Annotated in this window: 15 protein-coding genes; 8 read left to right on the plus strand and 7 right to left on the minus strand. The window is 71.5% G+C overall.

Going from position 1 to position 19,801, the window contains the following annotated elements; all coding sequences use genetic code 11:
* Positions 1-135 precede the first annotated feature (135 nt).
* Both ACZ55A_RS16550 and ACZ55A_RS16555 read left to right on the plus strand, forming a co-directional pair.
* Positions 136-747, plus strand: a complete 612-nt coding sequence (locus ACZ55A_RS16550) for a hypothetical protein (RefSeq protein WP_468840206.1) — start codon at positions 136-138, stop codon at positions 745-747.
* Between the two features lie 103 nt (positions 748-850).
* A complete protein-coding gene (locus tag ACZ55A_RS16555; RefSeq protein ID WP_468840208.1) occupies positions 851-1,834 on the plus strand; it encodes a hypothetical protein in 984 nt (327 codons plus the stop codon).
* Positions 1,835-1,862: 28 nt separating this feature from the next.
* Here the strand turns inward: ACZ55A_RS16555 and ACZ55A_RS16560 are convergent, their stop codons facing one another.
* The gene (locus tag ACZ55A_RS16560; RefSeq protein ID WP_468840211.1) at positions 1,863-2,804 is read right to left on the minus strand and encodes an NADP-dependent oxidoreductase; all 942 of its coding nucleotides are present in this window, start codon (positions 2,802-2,804) and stop codon (positions 1,863-1,865) included.
* A gap of 212 nt (positions 2,805-3,016) precedes the next feature.
* On the opposite strand from ACZ55A_RS16560, the gene ACZ55A_RS16565 reads away from it, so the two are divergent.
* Positions 3,017-3,742: a response regulator transcription factor gene (locus tag ACZ55A_RS16565; RefSeq protein ID WP_468840214.1), complete on the plus strand. Its 726-nt coding sequence runs from the start codon at positions 3,017-3,019 to the stop codon at positions 3,740-3,742.
* Between the two features lie 36 nt (positions 3,743-3,778).
* Positions 3,779-4,936, plus strand: coding sequence for an ABC transporter ATP-binding protein (locus ACZ55A_RS16570; protein WP_468840216.1), 1,158 nt, complete (start codon positions 3,779-3,781; stop codon positions 4,934-4,936).
* A gap of 113 nt (positions 4,937-5,049) precedes the next feature.
* Here ACZ55A_RS16570 and ACZ55A_RS16575 read toward each other — a convergent pair whose 3' ends face one another.
* From ACZ55A_RS16575 to ACZ55A_RS16585, 3 genes are read right to left on the minus strand one after another with little or no spacing between them, the layout of a single operon-like run.
* Positions 5,050-6,015 carry an ABC transporter substrate-binding protein gene (locus ACZ55A_RS16575; protein ID WP_468840219.1) on the minus strand — a complete coding sequence of 322 codons (966 nt, stop codon included), beginning with the start codon at positions 6,013-6,015 and terminating at the stop codon, positions 5,050-5,052.
* Positions 6,012-6,686: an ABC transporter permease gene (locus tag ACZ55A_RS16580; protein ID WP_468840222.1), complete on the minus strand. Its 675-nt coding sequence runs from the start codon at positions 6,684-6,686 to the stop codon at positions 6,012-6,014. The genes ACZ55A_RS16575 and ACZ55A_RS16580 overlap by 4 nt, the downstream gene beginning before the upstream one ends.
* Positions 6,683-7,432 (minus strand): ABC transporter permease, encoded by a 750-nt coding sequence (locus ACZ55A_RS16585; protein ID WP_468840241.1) that lies wholly within the window; start codon positions 7,430-7,432, stop codon positions 6,683-6,685. The genes ACZ55A_RS16580 and ACZ55A_RS16585 overlap by 4 nt, the downstream gene beginning before the upstream one ends.
* A 327-nt stretch (positions 7,433-7,759) precedes the next feature.
* Between ACZ55A_RS16585 and ACZ55A_RS16590 the strand changes: the two genes are divergently transcribed.
* Positions 7,760-8,587 carry a polysaccharide deacetylase family protein gene (locus tag ACZ55A_RS16590; protein ID WP_468840244.1) on the plus strand — a complete coding sequence of 276 codons (828 nt, stop codon included), beginning with the start codon at positions 7,760-7,762 and terminating at the stop codon, positions 8,585-8,587.
* A gap of 91 nt (positions 8,588-8,678) precedes the next feature.
* Here ACZ55A_RS16590 and ACZ55A_RS16595 read toward each other — a convergent pair whose 3' ends face one another.
* On the minus strand, positions 8,679-9,977 hold the full coding sequence (locus tag ACZ55A_RS16595; protein ID WP_468840246.1) for an alpha/beta hydrolase: 1,299 nt from the start codon (positions 9,975-9,977) through the stop codon (positions 8,679-8,681).
* Between the two features lie 455 nt (positions 9,978-10,432).
* Between ACZ55A_RS16595 and ACZ55A_RS16600 the strand changes: the two genes are divergently transcribed.
* The 3 genes from ACZ55A_RS16600 to metG all read left to right on the plus strand — a co-directional run bounded on the left by ACZ55A_RS16600 (position 10,433) and on the right by metG (position 15,778).
* Entirely contained in the window at positions 10,433-11,986 is a 1,554-nt protein-coding gene (locus ACZ55A_RS16600) for a vWA domain-containing protein (RefSeq protein WP_468840249.1), read from the plus strand.
* 224 nt (positions 11,987-12,210) lie between these two features.
* Positions 12,211-13,809 (plus strand): MFS transporter, encoded by a 1,599-nt coding sequence (locus tag ACZ55A_RS16605; protein WP_468840251.1) that lies wholly within the window; start codon positions 12,211-12,213, stop codon positions 13,807-13,809.
* Between the two features lie 253 nt (positions 13,810-14,062).
* Positions 14,063-15,778 (plus strand): methionine--tRNA ligase, encoded by a 1,716-nt coding sequence (gene metG, locus ACZ55A_RS16610; RefSeq protein ID WP_468840253.1) that lies wholly within the window; start codon positions 14,063-14,065, stop codon positions 15,776-15,778.
* Between the two features lie 112 nt (positions 15,779-15,890).
* Here metG and ACZ55A_RS16615 read toward each other — a convergent pair whose 3' ends face one another.
* Together ACZ55A_RS16615 and aspS are read right to left on the minus strand one after the other, a co-directional pair.
* The gene (locus ACZ55A_RS16615; RefSeq protein WP_468840256.1) at positions 15,891-17,642 is read right to left on the minus strand and encodes a hypothetical protein; all 1,752 of its coding nucleotides are present in this window, start codon (positions 17,640-17,642) and stop codon (positions 15,891-15,893) included.
* A gap of 132 nt (positions 17,643-17,774) precedes the next feature.
* Positions 17,775-19,538, minus strand: coding sequence for an aspartate--tRNA ligase (gene aspS, locus ACZ55A_RS16620; protein ID WP_468840258.1), 1,764 nt, complete (start codon positions 19,536-19,538; stop codon positions 17,775-17,777).
* Between the last annotated feature and the right edge of the window lie 263 nt (positions 19,539-19,801).

Consider the following 19,801-nt stretch of genomic DNA (forward strand, 5'->3'; position numbering starts at 1 on the left):
GCCTCGGCCGCGATGCCCTCCCGGTACGGTCCGCCGCCCGGTGCGGGCCCGCCGTCGCCCCTCACTCGGGTGAACCCGGCGCGGGAGCGGGCCGCCTGCCGCCGGTGGCGGGGGCCGCGATGCTCCGATGGCGGCATGAGAACCGCCGTTGTCTGCGCCCTGCTGTGCGCCGCCACGCTCCCCGCGCCGTCCACCGCCTCCGCCGTCGCCCCGCAGGCACCGCCCGCCGTATCGGTGACGGTGGAGGTGACCGACGGCAGCGACGACGCCGCATCGGGCAAACGGCTCGACTACCGCATCACCGTGCACAACCTGGGCGCCCAGGAGGTCCACGGCGCCCGTGTCGAACAGCGGATGCCGGCCACCACGACCTCGGCGACCGCACCCGGCGGCCTCGTCGAGGGCAGGGGCATGGGGCAGCAGAAGGTCACCTGGCGCACCGATCTGCCGGCCCACGACATCCAGGTCTTCACCGCCAGCGCCGTCCTCGGCGACCGCCCCGGCCAGACCGCCACCGCCGCGCCCGGCACACTGCGCGCCGCCGCCACCGCCTGTGTCTACGTGGACGAGTCCTACGCCCCCGCCTCCTGCTCGGGCGATGTCGACGACCTCCCGGAGACCCGAGGTGAGCCGGCGGGCAGCGACGGGTGGGCGTGGTGGGCCGCGGCGGCCGCGGCGGCGGTGGCGCTGCTGGGGCCCGGGGTGGTGCGGGCGGTACGCAGGGCGCGGGCGGCGCGCACCGGCTGACGGACGGGCCCCGGTCACCCGTTGGCACCGGCCCCGCTCGCGGGCGGCGCACGCCGGCACTTGCCTGGAAGGAGGCCGTGGAGCGTGCAGGAAGGACGACGCGATGGCAGCGAGCGCACCCGTACGCCCCGGCGGGCGGGTGCCGGAGGGGGAGCCGCCGTCGAGAGCGCGACGGCGCGTACGGGCCCTGGCCGGCGGGGTGTTGCTGATGGTGGGGGCCTTGCTGCTGCCGCTCGGCCTGGCGGCCACCTGGGCCCGCACCCAGCTGACCGAGACCGACAGCTATGTGGCGGCGGTGGCGCCGCTGGCCGGGAACGCCGCGGTCCAGACGGCCGTCGTCGACGATGTGACCGACGGGGTGATGGCGCATGTCCGGCTCGACCGGCTGGTGAAGGCGGTACCGCCGGCCGAGCGGCCGGCCGTGCGCAAGCGCTTCGTCCGTGGCATCCGCGAGTTCGTGGCCAAGCAGGTGCGCCAGGTCGTCACCGGCCGCAGCTTTCCCGCCATGTGGAACGGTGTGCACCGCACCGCCCACCGCACCCTGGACGGCACCCTGGCCGCCTCCGGCAACTCCCCGGTCACCCTCGATCTCACACCGGTCGTCGAGCGGGTCAAGAACCAGCTGTCGCACAACGGGATGGGGCTGGATCTCGTCCGCCGGGTACCGCGCTCGGGGGTGCGGATCGTGCTGCTGACGGCCCCTGACGTGCCGCGGATCCGGGCCGTCTACGACGTCGTACGCCGTGGAGCCCTGCTGTTGCCACCGGCCGCGGCCCTGTGTCTGGGAGCCGGACTGCTGCTGGTGCCGCGCCGCCGGCGGGCGCTGATCTGGACCGGCGCGGGCACCGCGGTGGCCGGCACGCTGCTGGTCGTGGCGCTCGCACTGCTCCGCGTCCGCACCCTGGACGCCCTCCCGCCCATGGTCTCCCGCCCCGCCGCGGACGCCTATGCCGACGCCCTCACCGGCCCGCTGCGCACCGCGGCCCGGCTGGTGATCGCCGTGGGCGCCGTCACCTCGCTGCTGGCCGCGGCGGGCCCGCCGGCGGTGCGGGAGTGGCGGGAAAGGGCGGCCGGGCCGCCTTCTTGACCGGGGGCCAGGTACCCCGGCCGGTGGATCAGATGTCCAGAACGGTCTTTCCCTGCGCCCGTCCGGTGCGGCTGGCCGCCAGTGCTTCCGCGGCCTCCTCCAGCGAGACCTCGCGGCCCACCAGGACGGTCAGCCGGCCCGCGTCGACCTGGCCGGCCAGGATCTCCAGGAGCTGCGGGGAGGGGCGATTGACGAAGTTGAAGCCGCGCAGGTTCTGCTCGGTCAGCTCGTCGGCGTCCGCCGAGCCGATGAGCGAGACGGCGGTGCCGCCGTCGCGTACGGTCCGGGTCAGCTCGGCGAACTCCGCGGGGCCGCTGGTCATGTCGATCAGCACATCGACCCCGTCCGGATGGGCCGCCAGGACCTGGTCGGCGAGCGGGCCCGCGGTGTGGTCGACGGTCTCGGCCGCGCCCAGATTCCGCATCAGCTCCGCCATGGCCGGGCGGGAGGTGGCGATCACCTCGGCGCCGCGGCCGGCCGCCAGCTGGGCGGTGAAGGTGCCGACGCCGCCGGTCGCACCGACGATCAGCACCCGCTTGCCCTCGCTGATCCGGGTCTCCTCGACCAGGTTGTACGCCGTCATCCCGGCCGTCGGCAGCGCGGCGGAGGTCGCGTAGGTGACGCTGCGGGCCGCGTGCGCGATGCGGTCCTCGTCGGCGAGGGCGAGTTCGCAGTACGACCCGCCGCCGTGCTCCGGACGCTGGAACTGGCCGAACACCGCGTCGCCGACGGTGAACCGCCGGACGCCGGGACCGATCGCCAGCACCTCGCCCGCACCGTCCGTCCCCAGGACGAGGGGGAAGGAGACCTTGACGGCGTCCCCGAACATGCCGTCGGCGAGCTTCCAGTCGACGGGGTTGAGGCCGGCGGCGGAGAGCCGCACCAGCACCTCCCCCGGCCCGGGATCGGGCTGTGGCAGATCCATGAGCTGCGGCTGTTCACCGAATGCGCTGACTGCTACGGCTCTCATCGTGGCGTTCCCTTCCACCCTTCCGACCGGTGGCCGAAGTGGATCGTAAGCACGGCGGTGCGGCCGGATGCGGCAGGAGGAGAGGCGGTGCGGCGGAAGCAACTCTTACGGCCCCGCGCGGCGCGCCCGGCCGGCCCTGCCGGCCCGCGAAGGCAGGAGTCACCGCCCGGGCCTACCGAGCGGAATCGCGCCCCTCGGGTACATATGACCCCATGCGCGTTCTGGTGGTGGAGGGCGAGAAGTTCCTCGCGGACATGATCGGCGCGGGTCTGCGCCGCGAGGCGATCGCGGCGGATATCGCCCATGACGGCCGCGAGGCGCTGGCCAAGCTGCGGCGCGGCGGGTACGACGTGCTCGTCCTGGACCGCGACCTGCCCGGCCTCCCCGGCGACGAGGTCTGCCGGCAGGTGGCCGAACAGCGGCTGCTGACCCGGGTGCTGATGCTCACCGCCGCCCGCACGGTCCCCGGCCCGGACGAGGTCCCGGGGCTCGGCGCCGACGACTGGCTGGCCAAGCCGTTCACGCACGAGGAGCTGCTGGCCCGCGTCCGGGCGCTGGGCCGGCGGGCCCGGCCCGCCCTGCCGCCGGTCATCGAAAGCGCCGGTGTCACGGTGGACACCGTGCACCGGCTGGCGGTCCGCGACGGCCGGCCGCTGGCCCTGTCGCACAAGGAATTCGGGGTACTTGAGGTGCTGCTGCGCGCCCAGGGCGCGGTGGTCAGCGGTGACGACCTGATCGAGGAGGTGTGGGAGGACCACACCAGCTACCGCGCCAACGCCGTCCTCGTCACGGTCGGGGCGCTGCGTGCCAAGCTCGGCGATCCGCCGGTGATCGAGACCGTGCCCGGCGCCGGCTACCGGATGGCCGCCCGGCCGGGCGACGGGCCGGACCCGGACGACGGCCCGGGTGTGGGCGAGCCCACCCGATTGCCCGCATGACGGGACCGGCCGCGGGCAGCGGGATTCAATGGCGCAATGATCCGGTTCGAGTCCGTCACCAAGCGCTACCCCGACGGAACGACCGCTGTCGACGACCTCTCCTTCGACGTGAACGAGGGTGAGCTGGTGACCCTCGTCGGGCCGTCCGGCTGCGGCAAGACCACCACCATGATGATGGTCAACCGGCTCATCGACCCGACACACGGTCAGATCTATGTCGACGGTGCGGACATCGCCGGTGTCGACCCCGTCCAGCTGCGTCGCCGGATGGGCTATGTCATCCAGCAGACCGGCCTCTTCCCGCACCGCACCGTCCTCGACAACACCGCCACCGTGCCCTTTCTGACCGGCTGGAAGAAGTCCAGGGCGCGTGAGCGGGCCGCCGAACTCCTCGATCTGGTCGGTCTGGACCCGGCGGTCCACGGCTCGCGCTACCCCGACCAGCTCTCCGGCGGCCAGCGTCAGCGGGTCGGGGTGGCCCGAGCGCTCGCCGCCGATCCGCCCGTCCTGCTGATGGACGAGCCGTTCGGCGCGGTCGACCCGGTCGTCCGCGAGCGGCTCCAGAAGGAGTTTCTGCGGCTCCAGGCCACCCTGCACAAAACGGTGCTGCTGGTCACCCACGACATCGAGGAGGCCATCCGGCTCGGCGACCGGATCGCGGTCTACGGCGCGGGCCGGATCGAGCAGTACGACACCCCGGCAACCGTCCTCGGCGCCCCCGCCACTCCCTACGTCGCCGAATTCGTCGGCAGCGACCGGGCGTTGAAGCAGCTCTCGGTCACCGGTATCGACCGCGACGACCTCGAACGCCCGCCGTTCGCCCGCCTCGGTGAGCCGGCCGCCGCGGCGGCGTCGCGCCTCCGGGCCGAGGGCGCCCGCTGGGCGGTGGTGCTCGACGAGGACGGCGAACTGCACGGCTGGGTGGGCGCGGAAGAGCTGGCCGGCGCCGACGGCACCGTCGCCGGCCATGCCCGCCGTATGGAGGCCTGGGTACCGGTCACCGGCACCCTCAAGGCCGCCTTCAGCGAGATGCTCAAGCATGACGCCGGCTGGATCGCGGTGCTGGAGGGCCACCGCTTCCTGGGCGTCCTCACGCCCACCACGCTCCATGAGGCACTGCGCCGCACGATCGGCGCGGACGAGCGGGGGGTGCCGCGCGAGCGGGCGGCGGTGGATTCGGTGCCTACGGAGTGAGGGGCGGAGGGGGGTGGGGTGGGGTGGGGGCCGGTGGTTTCACGTGAAACGGCCGGCCTGCCGCCCTGCACCGTGTTTCACTCGGTTTCACGTGAAACAGCCCTCCGTGCACCTCAGCCCTTCGGCAAGAGCCCCTTCTCCTTGAGGTAGTTGCGCGCCACCTGCGCCGGCAGCCGCCGCCAGCTGTCCACCTGCTCGTTGAGGTGCGCCAGATCGGCCGTGGTCAGGACCTTGTTGAGGCGGTTGAGCGCTGCGGCCGTGCGGGGGCCGCCCGCGCGGGCACGGTTGACGACGGGGAGGACGTAATCGGCGTTCTGGAGCTTCTTGTCGTCGGCGAGCAGCACCAGACCGAACTGGTCGAGGGTGGCATCCGTGCTGGTCGTCAGCACCATCTGGTCCCGCCCGTTCTGTACGGCCTGCTTGGCGGGCGTGGTGCCGACCCCCTTCGGGTCGATGGCGATGATGTCGATCCCGTACTTCTTCTTCAATCCCGGTGCGCAGAACGGTCGTTGGACACACTCATCGCCCGCCGCGAGACGCACCGGCAGCTTGGCACGGCCCAGGTCGCTGAGGGTCTTGAGGTGGTGCTTGCGGGCGTATGCGGCGCTCACCGCGAAGGCGTTCTGGTCGACGGCCCGGCCGGCCGGTAGTGCGGTCAGGCCCCGGGGAGCGGCGAGCCGGCGCAGCGCGGCCATGGTGGCGTCGAGGTCGGGGGAGGCGACCGGGGCCGCTCCGGATCCCTTGTTCTTGGCGTTGAGCCAGTCCGCGAAGGTGGCGGCGTACTCCGGCACCACATCGATCTGCCCGGCCTCCAGCGCGGGTTCGTACAGTTCACGGTTGCCGACGGTCAGCACATGGGTCCGGTAGCCGGCGTGGTTGAGCAGCGCCGCGTACATCTGGGCCAGCAACTCGCTCTCGGTGAAGCCGGCCGAGCCGATGGCCAGCTCGCGGTGGTCCCCCGGCGGGACGGTGATCGCGGAGCGGGTTTCCAGGGAGGGACCGGTGGTGCAGCCGGTGAGCCCGGCGGCCGTGCCGCCCAGGGCCACGAGGGCCGTGACGGCCAGGGCAGCGGCCCTCATCGGGCCCGCCCCCTGACCCACCCCGGCGCCCGCCGCTCCACGAGTTCGAAGACTCCCTCCATCACCAGCGCGAACACCGCCACCAGCACCGCACCGGCGACCACCTGCGGGGTGCTGGCCAGATTGAACCCCGCGGTGATGATCCGGCCGAGCCCGCCGCCGCCCACCAGCGCGGCGAGCGTGGCGGTGGCCACGAGCTGCACGGCGGCAATCCGGATGCCGGTCAGCACCAGTGGAAACGCGAGCGGCACCTCGACCCGCCACACCAGCTGCGCCCCGGTCATCCCCATGCCCCGCGCGGCCCGCACCACGCTCTGGTCCACCTCGCGCATCCCCACATAGGCATTGGTCAGCAGCGGTGGGACGGCGAACAGCACCAGCGCGATGATCGTCGGCCACTGCCCGTACCGCCCGAGCGGGGTGAGCAGCAGCAGAACGAGGACGGCGAACGTCGGGACCGCGCGCCCGACATTGGCGAGGTTGACCGCCAGCGCGCCGCCGCGCCCGAGGTGGCCGAGGGTCAGCGCCACCGGCAGGGCGATCAGGGCGCTGATGACCAGACACGCGAAGGTGAGCACGAGGTGCTGCTCCAGGCGGTGCCAGACGCCGTTCTCGCCGGACCAGTGGGCGCCCGTGGTCAGCCATGCCCAGACCGCGGAGAGGGTGTTCATGTCCGCCGCCCCCGAGCCGCGACCAGCCGCTTGAACCCCGCGCCGCCCCGGGTCCGCACCCGCGCCGTACGGCTCGCCCGCCGCCAGGGGGTCAGCAGCCGTTCCGCGCCGAGCAGCAGCAGATCGAGGACGACCGCGATGAGCACACACAGGACGGACGCGGTGAGCACCTGCGCCTTGAAGAAGGAGTTCATCCCGGCGTAGATGAGGTTGCCCAGCCCGCCGTATCCGACGATCGCGCCGACGGTGGTGAGCGCGACCGCCGAGACCGTGGCGATCCGCAGCCCCGCCATCGCGGCCGGTACGGCCAGCGGCAGCTCGACGGCGAGCAGTTGGCGCATCGGCCCGTAGCCCATACCGCGGGCGGCCTCCGTGGTCTCGGCGGGCACACCGTTGAGCCCGGCCAGGATGTTCCGTACCAGCAGGGTGAGGGAGTAGAGGGCGAGGCCGACCACGACGAGGGTGGCGGAGAGCCCGTAGACCGGCAGCAGCAGCGAGAACATCGCCAGCGACGGGATCGTGTAGAGGACCGTGGTGATGCCGAGCACCGGCCCGACCGTCCATCGCCGGCGACGGGCCAGCAGCGCCAGCGGGACCGCGATCACCAGCCCGAGCGCCACCGAGACCACCGTCAGCTGGAGGTGCTGGGCGACCGCATCGAGCAAGATCTGCCGACGGGTGCTCAGATAGTCGCCGCAGATCCACTCGTTACGGGCCAGGCAGTCGTCCGGCGGCGGTGCGGTCACGGTACGAGTCCACCCCGGCGGGCGCCGGGTGGCACGACGGGCTCGTCCGAACGTGCGGCTCCGCACAGCGGACCCACCCGAGCCCTCCGGCTCCACGTCCCGCCCTCCCCTTCGCAACCCCCACGTACACACCTCGCGTACACACCTCACGTATACATGCAGTGTGTACTGCCTATGTATAGTCCCCCTGAGTCCATCGGACCGGTGCCACCGGTGTGCGGCGTGGCAGGGCCTGCCCCTGTACGCGCCTGCTGTGCCATGCCCGAAAGCGCAGGTCAGGGGCTCGCCATCGACATCCCACGTCCGAGAGAGCCCCCGGAGACCCGCATGCCGAAACAGCTCACCGCCCTCCGCCGCACGTCCATAGCCAAGCTGCTGGCTGCCGCCTTCCTGGCCCTGGCCCTCAGCGGCTGCGCCACCTACGACGTCACCGCACCGGCCGACGCCCGCGCCGATGCCTCGGCGGCCGAGGTGAAGGCGAAGGACGCCCGGCTCACCGAGGCCAAGAACGGCGCTTCAAAAGGCGGCGCGGACGGCGCCGAGGTCGACTGCCGCGAGGCCAAATGCGTCGCGCTCACCTTCGACGCCGGCCCCAGCGAGAACACCGGCCGCCTGCTGGACATCCTGAAGAAGGAGAAGGTGCATGCGACCTTCTTCATGCTCGGCAAGAACCATGTCGCCGAGCGCCCCGCCGACGTGCAGCGGATCGACGCCGAGGGCCATGAACTGGCAAACCACACCTGGTCGCACCAGATCCTGACCGAGATCGAGCCCCAGGAGGCCGAACGGGAGATGTCCCGCCTCCAGGACGCGGTCCGCAAAATCACCGGCAAGACGCCCCGGCTGATGCGCCCGCCGCAGGGCAAGACCGACGAAGAGGTCTCCAAGATCAGCAAGAAGCTCGGCCTGGCGCAGGTCCTGTGGAGCGTGACCGCCAAGGACTACCAGACCAATGACTCGGCCCTGATCACCAAGCGGGTGCTGGACCAGACCGAGCGCGACGGCGTCATCCTGCTGCACGACATCTACCGGGGCACCGTGCCCGCCGTCCCCGGCATCCTCAAGGAACTGAAGAAGCGCGGCTATACGGTCGTCACGGTCTCCCAGCTGCTGTCCCCGGCGACGCCGCAGCCGGGGATGGTCTACCGGCCGTGAGCGCCGGGCTGCGGCGCAACCGGCCCTGACAAGGCGTCAGCCCGGCCCACGAAGCGTGGGCCGGGCTGAGGTGTCATCAGGGAGCAACGGCTCACCCCTGCGGGCGCTCCGCCTCCACCCGCCGACGGCCATCGCCCGCCGCCGGCGACTTGCTCGGTCCGGACTCCTTGGCCGGAGCGCCGCCCTGGCCCACCTTGCTCCCCGGCTTGGGCCGCGGCAGCGCCTCGGTGTCCTGGGGGAACGTCAGCTGCCGGCTCTGCCACTCCAGGGCGGGCCCGACCTCGCGCCGCCAGGTGGTGAACTGGTGGCTGCCCTGGGGCAGGATGATCGAGTCGACCGTCATCGGCGCCTTGACCGCACGGATGAACTTCATGGTCGGGCCGTAATTCGCCTCGCCCTTGCGGCTGCTGGCCACCAGCGCGGAGACCTGCGGCGCGGGCAGGTTCTTCAGCCGCCACAGCAGGTCGTGCTCGCGCTCCCGCTGGGCGCCCGCCGGGCCGGCACCGAAGAGGCTGCCGGTGGTCAGGTCGTCCTTGATCGCGTAGTCACCGGAGAGCGAGACCGCCGAGGTGTACGCCTTCGGGTTGCGCATCGCCAGCTGGAGCGAGCAGGTACCACCGGACGAGTACCCGAACGCGCCCCAGGCGCTGGGGTCATGGCCCACCCGGTAGGCCGACTTCATCGCGTCCGGCAGGTCCTTGGTGAAGAACGTCTCCGCCTGCGGCCCGCCCGGAACGTCCACGCACTCGGTGTCCCGCGGCGGCGCGATCGTCGGCCGGACCATCACGATGACGGTCGGCTGCATCTTGCCCTGCGCGATCAACCGGCCGGCGTTCTGCGGCACCTGGAGGTGCTGCGCGAGGTTCATGATCCCGCCGGGGTAGCCGCTGATGACGACCATGACGGGGAACCGCTGGCGGCGGAACTGCTGCTGGAAGTACTGCGGCGGCAGATAGACGAAGCCCGGGTTGATGGCCCGGCTACGGCGCCCGATGATCCGTACGGACTCGACCTTGCCCACCTTGTCGGCCGGCCCCTTGGGCAGACCGCTCACCCGGTCGAGGCCCTGCGGCCCGGCCGGCTGGACCAGCCCGCCCTTCATGTTCCCGACCGCGGCGTACTGCCCGCCGCCCTGGCTCACGGACGCCGGGGCCTCTTCGTTGTTGCCCAGCAGCTCGTCCCAGTTGCCGTAGAACTCGAAGTTCGCATTCACCGCGAGGGCGAGCGCGCACACGATCGACAGCTGGGTGACCACAATGGCGCCCAGTCTGCCCAGCACGGGCCGGACCCCGCGCTTCGACAGCCGGGGCCAGAGCCACACCGTGGCGGCCACACAGGCCACCGCCAGGGCGATCACCGTGTATTCGAGCGACTGGCTGGTCAGCCCCATGCGCCCACATCTCCCGTCACCCTCGGAAGGGTTCTTGCCTTCTTATCGGCCGCCTAAGGCACAACGGGCGGCTCTGGACAATGGTCACCGGAGAAGACGGGCACACCTGCGCATCGGATACCTGAACGACCCAGTTCTTACCCACCTCTTGCCACTTCGTTTCCGCGGCGTGATGTGGGCACGGCGTGAAGGAGCGCGGCAGAGCCGCCGGGAGGAGACGGGAGACGCGGTGAAGAACAACGCGGATGGCGCCCGGGGCTCCCGCGGTCGTACGCCGCCGGCCTGGCCGAAACCACCTCCCCCGACAGACCGCCCGGATAGCCCACCACGCAAGGCGCGGGGTCCCACGATGAGGCCCGTGCCGGCCGCTACGCTTACGTATCCCTCCTGGTCAGGGACATGTCCGCGCTTCACGGACATACGCCGCACCCACCACACGCAAGAGAGGTTCGCCGATGGGCATTCGGAGTCTGCTGCGCAACGCTTTCGGTCGCTCGAAGGCGACCCGTGAAGAAACCGGCGCGGCCCCGAGCGGCGCCGGCAAGCCGGAGTCCGCGACCATCCCCGAGGCCCGCGAGGAGTCCACGCCGGCTCCCGCCCCGGAAGCCGAGGTCCCGGCCGCCCGCACGGCCCCCTCGGAGCCCCAGGACCCGGCCCCGAGCCCGGCCCCGACGGCCGCCACCCTGCCCTCCCAGAGCAGCCCGGTGGACCGTACGGAGACGCCCGTTCAGGAGGCGCCTGTTCACGAGACGCCCGTTCACGACGCGCCCGTGGGCGATACGGCCGTCACGCCGGAGCACCCCGAGGCCGATGCCACGGAGCCGGCCGACGTCACGGAGCAGGTCGAGGACAAGGAGTTGGCCGAGGACAAGGACGAGGCCGCGGCGGACTCGTCCCCGGCCGCCACCGACCTCGTCAGCCAGGCCTTCGACAACCCGGCGCCCGCACCGGCGTCGGCACCGGCTCCGGCTCCGACGACCGCCCCGGAGCCTGCCCCGGAACCTACGGGCCCGGCAGCGGCTGAGGCTGAGTCCAAGACGGAGCCTGAGGCCAAGACCGAGGCTGAGGCTGAAGCTGAGGCCACGACGGAGCCTGAGGCCGAGGCCGAGGCCGAGCCGAAGGCCCCAGATGCCCCCGAGGTCACGGCGACCACAGAGGCCGTCGAGACCCCCGAGGCCGTCGCGGCCGTCGACAGCCCTGAGGCCGTCGAGACCCCCGAGGTCGTCGAGGCCGTCGAGGCCACAGAGGCCGCAGAAGCCGCAGAGGACAAGGCCCCCCAGGAGCCCCAGGTCTCCAAGGGCGGCACCCTCGCCACCACCGCCCCCGGGCTCCTCTCCCTCCACAACTCCGCCGGTGCCGCCCTGGACAAGCACGGCCTCGGCGCCCAGCGCGCCGTCGTCTACCTGGTCCTCGACCGCTCCGGCTCGATGCGTAACTACTACAAGGACGGCACGGTCCAGAACCTCGCCGAACAGGCCCTCGGCCTCTCCGCCCACCTCGACGACGAGGCCACCGTCCCCGTCATCTTCTTCTCCACCGACGTCGACGGCACCGCCGACCTCAACCTGACCAACTACGAGGGCCGCATCGAGGAACTGCACGCCGGCCTCGGCCACATGGGACGTACCAACTACCACTGGGCCGTCAACGCCGTCGTCGACCACTACAAGAAGTCCGGCACCACCGCCCCCGCCTTCGTCATCTTCCAGACCGACGGCGCCCCGACCTCCAAGCCGGCCGCCGAGCGGGCCCTGTGCGAAGCGGCCGAACTGCCCATCTTCTGGCAGTTCGTCGGCTTCGGCGACCCGGAGGCCAAGGGCTTCGACTTCCTCCGCAAGCTCGACGACCTGACCGTCCCGGAGAAGCGCGCCCTCGACAACGCCGGCTTCTTCCACGCCGGCCGCGACCCGCGCAGCCTCTCCCACGACGCGTTCTACCAGCAGCTGATGGTCGAGTTCCCCGAGTGGCTGGCCGAGGCCCGGACCGCCGGCGTCCTCAAGGACAACTGACCCACCACCCCCGACCCACCCCACCTCACTCCTCGGCCGCGGCCGGGCCCCCGGGCCTCGCCGCGGCCGAGCCGCTTTGTGCCCGCACCGCGCCCACCACAGCAGGCGAACCCCCGCTCCCCTCCCTACGCTGAATGGGTGGAGCACCCCGTTTGATCCGTTTGCTCCTGGTATGGGCGGCGGGGACGCCGGGGTGGCCGTGCCGAGTGCGCGAGGCGGTCGTCATGGGCGAGGCGGAACGGGAAGGGGAGGGCGGGGCCGAGCCCCCTGCCGTCGGGCCTGCCAGGGCCCCTGCCCCCAGTTGGGCCGCGACCGCCGCGCCCGATCCGCGGCGCTGGTGGGCGCTGGGGGTGATCGCTCTTGCGCAGCTGATGGTCGTGCTGGACGCGACCATCGTGAATATCGCGCTGCCGTCGGCCCAGCGGGATCTGGGGATGTCGGATGCGAACCGGCAGTGGGTGATCACCGCGTACACGCTCGCGTTCGGCGGGCTGCTCCTGCTGGGAGGGCGGATCGCCGACCTGGTGGGGCAGAAGAAGACGTTCATGGTGGGGCTGGTGGGGTTCGCCGTGGCGTCGGGGCTGGGTGGGGCGGCCGGGGGTTCCGGGTTGCTGTTCGGGGCGCGGGCCTTGCAGGGGGCCTTCGCGGCGTTGCTGGCGCCGAGCGCGTTGTCGTTGCTGACGACGACCTTCACGCGGGGGAGGGAGCGGAGCAAGGCCTTCGGGATTTACGGGGCGATTGCGGGCGGGGGTGCGGTCATCGGGCTGATCGCGGGTGGGCTGCTGACCGAGTACCTGAACTGGCGGTGGTGTCTGTATGTGAATGTGCCGGTCGCGGCGGTCGCCTTCGTGGGGGCGGCGCTGGTCCTTCGGGTCAAGGCCGGGCGGGAGCGGGTCTTCCTGGACGCACCAGGTGCGGTCCTGGGGTGTGGCGGACTGGTGGCGATCGTTTACGGGTGCAGCGAGGCGGAGCCACGGGGCTGGGGCGACGGACTCGTCGTAGGGCTGCTGGTGGGGGGCTTCGTGCTGCTGGGGGTCTTTGCGTGGTGGCAGACCCGGGCACCCCATCCGCTTTTGCCCTTGCACATCGTGCGGGACCGCAATCGTGGCGGGGCGATTCTGACCATGGCGCTGGCGGTGATCGCCATGTTCGGGATGTTTCTGTTCATGACGTACTACCTCCAGACGGTGCTGGGGTATTCGCCGGTCCGGACCGGGCTGGCCTTCCTGCCGATGGTGGCGGCGATCGTGGTCGGCTCCACGCAGATCTCGGCCCGGCTGCTGCATCTGGTCCCACCGCGGTTCCTGATGGTGCCCGGGGCGCTGCTCGCGGCGGTGGGACTGTTCACGCTGACGTTTCTGACGGCCCGGCCCGCCTATGTGTCGCATGTGCTGCCTGCGGAGCTGCTCGTCGGGCTGGGGATGGGGCTGACCTTCATGCCGGTGATGGCCACCGCGACGACGGGCGTGGCGGCCCATGACTCCGGGGTCACCTCCGCGACGGTCAACACCGCACAGCAGGTGGGGGGTTCGATCGGTACGGCGCTGCTGAACACGATCGCGACGTCGACGAGTGCGGCGTACCTCGCGGATCGTCTGGCGGAGGTGGCGCGGAGGACCGGCGGCCAAGGGCTCACACCGGCGGCCCGGGACGCGGTGGTGAAGGCCGGGGTGGTGCACGGGTTCACCGTGGCCATCGGGGTGGCTTCGGCGATCATGCTGGTCGCCGCCCTGGTCGCCGGGGTGCTGGTGAACGGGCGGCCCCCTGAGCACGGGCAGGTGCCGACGACGGAGAGCGGTGCGGAGTCCGCGCCGATGCGGTGACGGGGCGGCTCGGCGGGGCGGCTCGGCAAGGCGGCCCCGGCGAGGTGGGCCGGTGAGTGGCCAGGTGAGGAAGCCGGAGCGGGTGCCCGGCGGACCCAGGGCCTGGCATGTGCGCGCCTGGCTGCCGGCGCTTCCGTGCACCCTCCGCGGGCCCCGGAAAAGGCCGCGCCGCCGCCCCCACCCCGTCCAGTACGATATTGACGTTCCGTAAAGCAAATCCTCACTGACCGTAGCGACTTGGGAGCAGCCGGCAATGGCTCGACACCTCATCACCAGCGCCCTTCCGTATATCAACGGGATCAAGCACCTGGGCAACATGGTGGGGTCCATGCTCCCGGCCGATGTCTACGCCCGGTACATGCGGCAGCGCGGGCACGACGTGCTCTACATCTGCGCGACCGACGAGCACGGCACACCGGCCGAGCTGGCGGCGAAGGAGGCGGGCCAGTCCGTCGACGCGTTCTGCGCCGAGCAGCACGACAAGCAGAAGGCGATCTACGAGGGCTTCGGGCTCGACTTCGACCACTTCGGGCGGAGCTCGTCGCCGGAGAACGTCGAGCTGACCCAGCACTTCGCGCGCAAGCTGCACGAGAACGGGTTCATCGAGGAGCGGGCGATCCGCCAGGTCTTCTCGGTCGCCGACGACCGCTTCCTGCCCGACCGCTACATCGTCGGTACCTGCCCGCACTGCGGCTACGACAAGGCGCGCGGCGACCAGTGCGAGAACTGCACCCGGGTGCTGGACCCGACCGATCTGATCGACGCGCGGTCGGCGATCAGCGGCAGCGGTGATCTTGAGGTGCGGGAGACCAAGCACCTCTTCCTGCTCCAGTCGAAGCTCCAGCACGAGGTCGAGGGCTGGCTGGACGGGAACGGCAGCAAGGACTGGCCGACCCTGGCCTCGTCGATCGCGCACAAGTGGCTGACCGAGGGCCTTCAGGACCGGGCAATCACCCGTGACCTGGACTGGGGCGTGCCGGTACCGGCCGATGTGTGGCCGGAGCTGGCGGCCGAGGGCAAGGTCTTCTACGTCTGGTTCGACGCCCCGATCGAGTACATCGGCTCGACCAAGGAGTGGGCCGACGTCGACCCGCAGAACCGCGACTGGAAGTCGTGGTGGTACGAGGCTGAGGACGTCCGCTACACGGAGTTCATGGCCAAGGACAATGTGCCGTTCCACTCCGTGATGTTCCCGGCCACCCAGCTGGGCACCCGCGAGCCCTGGAAGAAGGTCGACTTCCTCAAGGCCTTCAACTGGCTGAACTACTACGGCGGGAAGTTCTCCACCTCCCAGCAGCGCGGCATCTTCACGGACGCGGCGCTGGAGCTGCTGCCGGCCGACTACTGGCGCTACTTCCTGATCGCCAACGCCCCGGAGTCGGACGACACCTCCTTCACCTGGGAGCTGTTCTCCTCCTCGGTCAACAAGGACCTGGCGGACACCCTCGGCAACTTCGTCAACCGGGTGCTGTCGTTCTCGCGGAAGCGCTTCGGCGACGAGGTGCCCGCGGGCGCCGAGGCCGGGGCAGCTGAGCAGAAGCTGGGCGAGGAGATCGCCGGGCTGCTGGCGGAGTACGAGGGCCACATGGAGACCCTCCAGTTCCGTAAGGCGGCGGCCTCGCTGCGCGCCCTGTGGAGCGCGGGCAACTCCTACCTGGAGGAGAAGGCCCCCTGGCTGGAGATCAAGACCGACAAGGACGCGGCGGCGCTGACGCTGCGGACCGCGATGAATCTGATCCACCTCTACGCGGTGGTCTCCGAGCCGTTCATCCCGGCGTCGGCGAAGGCGATGCGGCGCGCGTTCACGCTGGAGAACGACACCGCGGTGTGGGTCTCCCAGGACGAGGCGAAGGCGCTGGCGTCGGTGCCGGCCGGTGCGCCCTTCACCGTGCCGCCGGTGCTCTTCGCGAAGATCACCGAGGAGGACCTGGAGTCCTACCGCGAGCGCTTCGGCGGCGCTGAGGGCTGAGCCCGTACGTACACGGGGCGCGCCCGTCCGGCCGTGGTGGCCGGGCGGGCGCGCCTCTTTCTGCCCGTCCGTGGGCGTATCCGTGCACGTGGGGCCAGCGGCCGGGTGCGCGTCATGGCCGGGCCGCCGGCGACACATAGGCGCTCAGTCGCCTCAGGCCGGGGGTCGGCGGGAGCGGGACGGCGCGCCAGCCGCGGGCGTACGGCGGTGGTTTACTCCCGGCGGCCAGGAGGACGGCGGTGGGGTGGCGGGTGCCCAGCCGGGTCAGGCCCGCGGGGGTGATGCTGGTGTCGTGGCCGTCGGGCTGCCGGGAGGCACAGGGGATCTCGAAGGCCACCCGTACCGCCTCCTCGCCACTCACCGTGCAGGACGGCCGTACCCCGGCGGTACGCAGCGTCTCCGCGATGCGGCTGATGTCGTGCTGCGCGCGCACGGTCGCCTGATGCATCTTGTGCAGGATCGCCAGCTGCATCGCCTCATGGCCCAGCAGCGCGACGACCAGGGCGGCGACCGCCCAGGCGTGCCGGTGGCGGGGCAGCAGGGTCAGCCAGTACAGGAACCAGGCGGCGGGCATCAGCAGCAGCGCGTAGGCGGGCAGCAGGAAGCGCGGGGCGGCGTAGTCCACCATCAGCAGATAGGGGGCGGCGAGGCACAGGCCGACCAGGGCGGGCAGGGCGATCGGGCCCGGTCCGTAGCGATGGCGCGCGCCGCCGGGGTCGCGCAGGCTCGACGGCGGCCAGGCCGGGCCGTACCGGTGCATCGCGCCGTCGAGGCCGAGGCCGACCGCGCGTACGGGGTTCAGCCCGAGGGTGCCCAGTCGTACGGGCTCCAGGCCGAGCTCGCCACGGCCGGAGCCGGGCGCACGGCCGCGCGGTGCCGGCCACACCGGCCCGTACCGGTGCAGCATGCCTCCCGGCTCGCGGGCACGGGCCGCCGCCCACACCGCCCCGGCAGCCGCCAGGGGCAGCACGAACCACCAGACCACCGCCTCCGGATGGATCCAGGCCAGCTCGCAGGGGCGGCACAGCGTCTTCCCCTGGAGTGCCCGGGCGTGGTCGCCGAACGACGGGTGCCAGCCCAGCCCGCCCTGGATCTCCGCGGCCTGCCGCAGCCGGGGCAGCAGCCCGCCGTACGACAGATAGGCCTCCACGATCCACTCGGCGCACCCGAGGGCCAGTCCGGCCGGGAGCGCCAGCAGCACGGTGGAGCGCCGCCAGGCCGGTACGCACAGCGCCGCGGCGAACAGCGGCACGACCAGCCAGACGGCATCGATGGGGCGCATCAGCCCGGCCACGGCCACCGCGGCGACAAGGCCGGCCGCCGCGCCCCGGCCGGCGCCCGGGGCCAGTTGGGCGGGCGGCTGCCGTACGGCCAGCAGGAAGCAGCCGGTGGCGGTGAGTGTGGCGTAGGCGGTCCACAGGTTGGGCATCGCCTGCGGACCGTAGAAGAGGGTGATCCACAGACCGGCGAAGAGCGCACCTCCCAGGACCGGTACGGGGGCGGGCAGCAGCCGCCGCCAGATGCACAGGGTGAGCAGGAATCCGGCGCCGGAGAGCACCGCCAGGAAGCAGTGCAGCACGGTCGGCGAGGTCGTCAGAGCGGCGACCGGGGCGAGGAGGAGGGTGATGCCGCGGGCGCGCGGGGCGCTGAAGAACGCGGCCGGGGCTTGGGGGTCGACCTGGCTGACGTAGACCGTCTCATCCCATCCCAGGCCGGGCATGGCCACGGCGAGATAGAGCTGGGAGGCGGTGAAGGCCGTGGCCAGGGCGACGAGCCATCGCAGATCGCGGACCGGGGCGAGGTGCGCCATGCGGGTCCGCGAGCCCAGGGGGGCGGTACCGGGGAGGAGGCTGGCTTGCTGCATGGGCACCACAGTGCGTGTGGTGCGCAAGCCCGGCCACACGTGTGGTGCGGTTGGAGCACTCGGCCGCACACGCCGAGGGGCGGTGTTTCACGTGAAACACCGCCCCTCGGCGTACCCAGGGTCCGCTGACGCCTACTTCACCTGCGGCTTGCGGATGTTGAGGGAGAGCTCCTTGAGCCGGGCCTCTTCCAGCTCCGTCGGCGCGCCCATCATCAGGTCCTGCGCGTTGCCGTTCAGCGGGAACGCGATGGTCTCCCGGATGTTCGGCTCGTCCGCGAGGAGCATGACGATGCGGTCGACGCCCGGGGCGATACCGCCGTGCGGCGGGGCGCCGAAGCGGAAGGCGCGCAGCATGCCCGCAAACTTCTCCTCGACGGTGTCGCGGTCGTAGCCCGCGATCTCGAAGGCCTTGATCATGATGTCGGGCTCGTGGTTCCGGATCGCGCCGGAGGACAGCTCGACGCCGTTGCAGACGATGTCGTACTGCCAGCCCAGGATGTCCAGCGGGTCCTTCTCCTCCAGGTCCTTCATCCCGCCCTGCGGCATGGAGAACGGGTTGTGGGAGAAGTCGATCTTGCCGGTCTCCTCGTCCCGCTCGTACATCGGGAAGTCGACGACCCAGCAGAAGCGGAAGACGTCCTCCTCGAAGTGGCCGGAGCGCTTCGCGGCCTCGACGCGCACCGCGCCCATGATCTTCGAGACCTCGTCGAAGTCGCCCGCGCCGAAGAAGACCGCGTGGCCGGGCTCCAGGCCGAGTCGCTCGCTGAGGACCTTGACGTTCTCCTCGGTCAGGAACTTGGCGATCGGGCCGGTCAGCGAACCGTCCTCGCCGACGCGCACCCAGGCCAGGCCCTTGGCGCCGTGCTGCACCGCGTAGTCGCCGAGCTGGTCGAAGAACTTGCGGGGCTGGTCCTGCACCGCCGGCACCGGCAGCGCACGGACGTGCTTGCCCGCGAAGGCCTTGAACTCCGAGCCCTCGAAGACATCGGTGATGTCGACCAGTTCGAGCTGGGCGCGCAGGTCCGGCTTGTCGGAGCCGTACTTCAGCATCGCCTCGCGGAACGGGATGCGCGGGAACGGCGAGGTGACGTGGCGGCCGCCGCCGAACTCCTCGAAGAGCTCGGTCATCAGCTTCTCGACCGGCTGGAAGATGTCCTCCTGCTCGACGAAGGACATCTCGATGTCGAGCTGGTAGAACTCGCCCGGCGAGCGGTCCGCGCGGGCGTCCTCGTCACGGAAGCACGGGGCGATCTGGAAGTAGCGGTCGAAGCCCGAGATCATCAGCAGCTGCTTGAACTGCTGCGGGGCCTGCGGCAGCGCGTAGAACTTGCCCGGGTGGAGGCGGGAGGGCACGACGAAGTCGCGGGCGCCCTCCGGGGACGTGGCGCTGAGGATCGGCGTCGCCATCTCGTTGAAGCCGAGGGCCGTCATCTTGTGGCGGATGGACGAGATGACCGCCGAGCGCAGCATGATGTTGCGGTGCATGCGCTCGCGGCGCAGGTCGAGGAAGCGGTACTCCAGGCGCTTCTCCTCGTTGACACCGTCGTCGGCGTTGATCGTGAAGGGGATCTGCTGGGCCGCGCCCAGGACCTCGACCTCGGCGGCCTCGATCTCGATCTCGCCGGTGGGCAGCTCCGGGTTCACGTTGTCGGCGCCGCGCGAGACGACCTTGCCGTCGACGCGGACGACCGTCTCCTTCGTCAGCTTGTCCAGCACCTCGGCGGCCGGGGTGCCGGGGCGGGCGACGAGCTGCGTGATGCCGTAGTGGTCGCGCAGATCGATGAAGAGGATGCCGCCCAGGTCACGTCGATTGTGCAGCCAGCCGCTGAGGCGGACGTCCGTGTCGACGTCCGCGGCTCGGAGCTCGCCGCAGTTATGGGACCGGTACCGGTGCATCGCTCATCCAAGTCGTCGCGAGTGTCGAGGTGAGGAGTTGTCGGGAGCGGAGGAGGGGGATCGGAAACGGGCTCTCACGCCCGGTCGCTCTCCTCAGTGGGCACCCGAAAGGCCACCCCAGGATTGACATAACCGCTCCAGGTTACCGTCCCGGCCCCCGCCTCTTCGTTGACATATACGCATCAGCGGCTTCCGGGGCCGGCGAGGGGGTCCTGGACTGGGACGTTGGTCACGTTCCAGTAGCTGGTCCAGGTTCGTCAAAC

It is taken from the genome of Streptomyces sp. NPDC034111 (assembly GCF_055575375.1).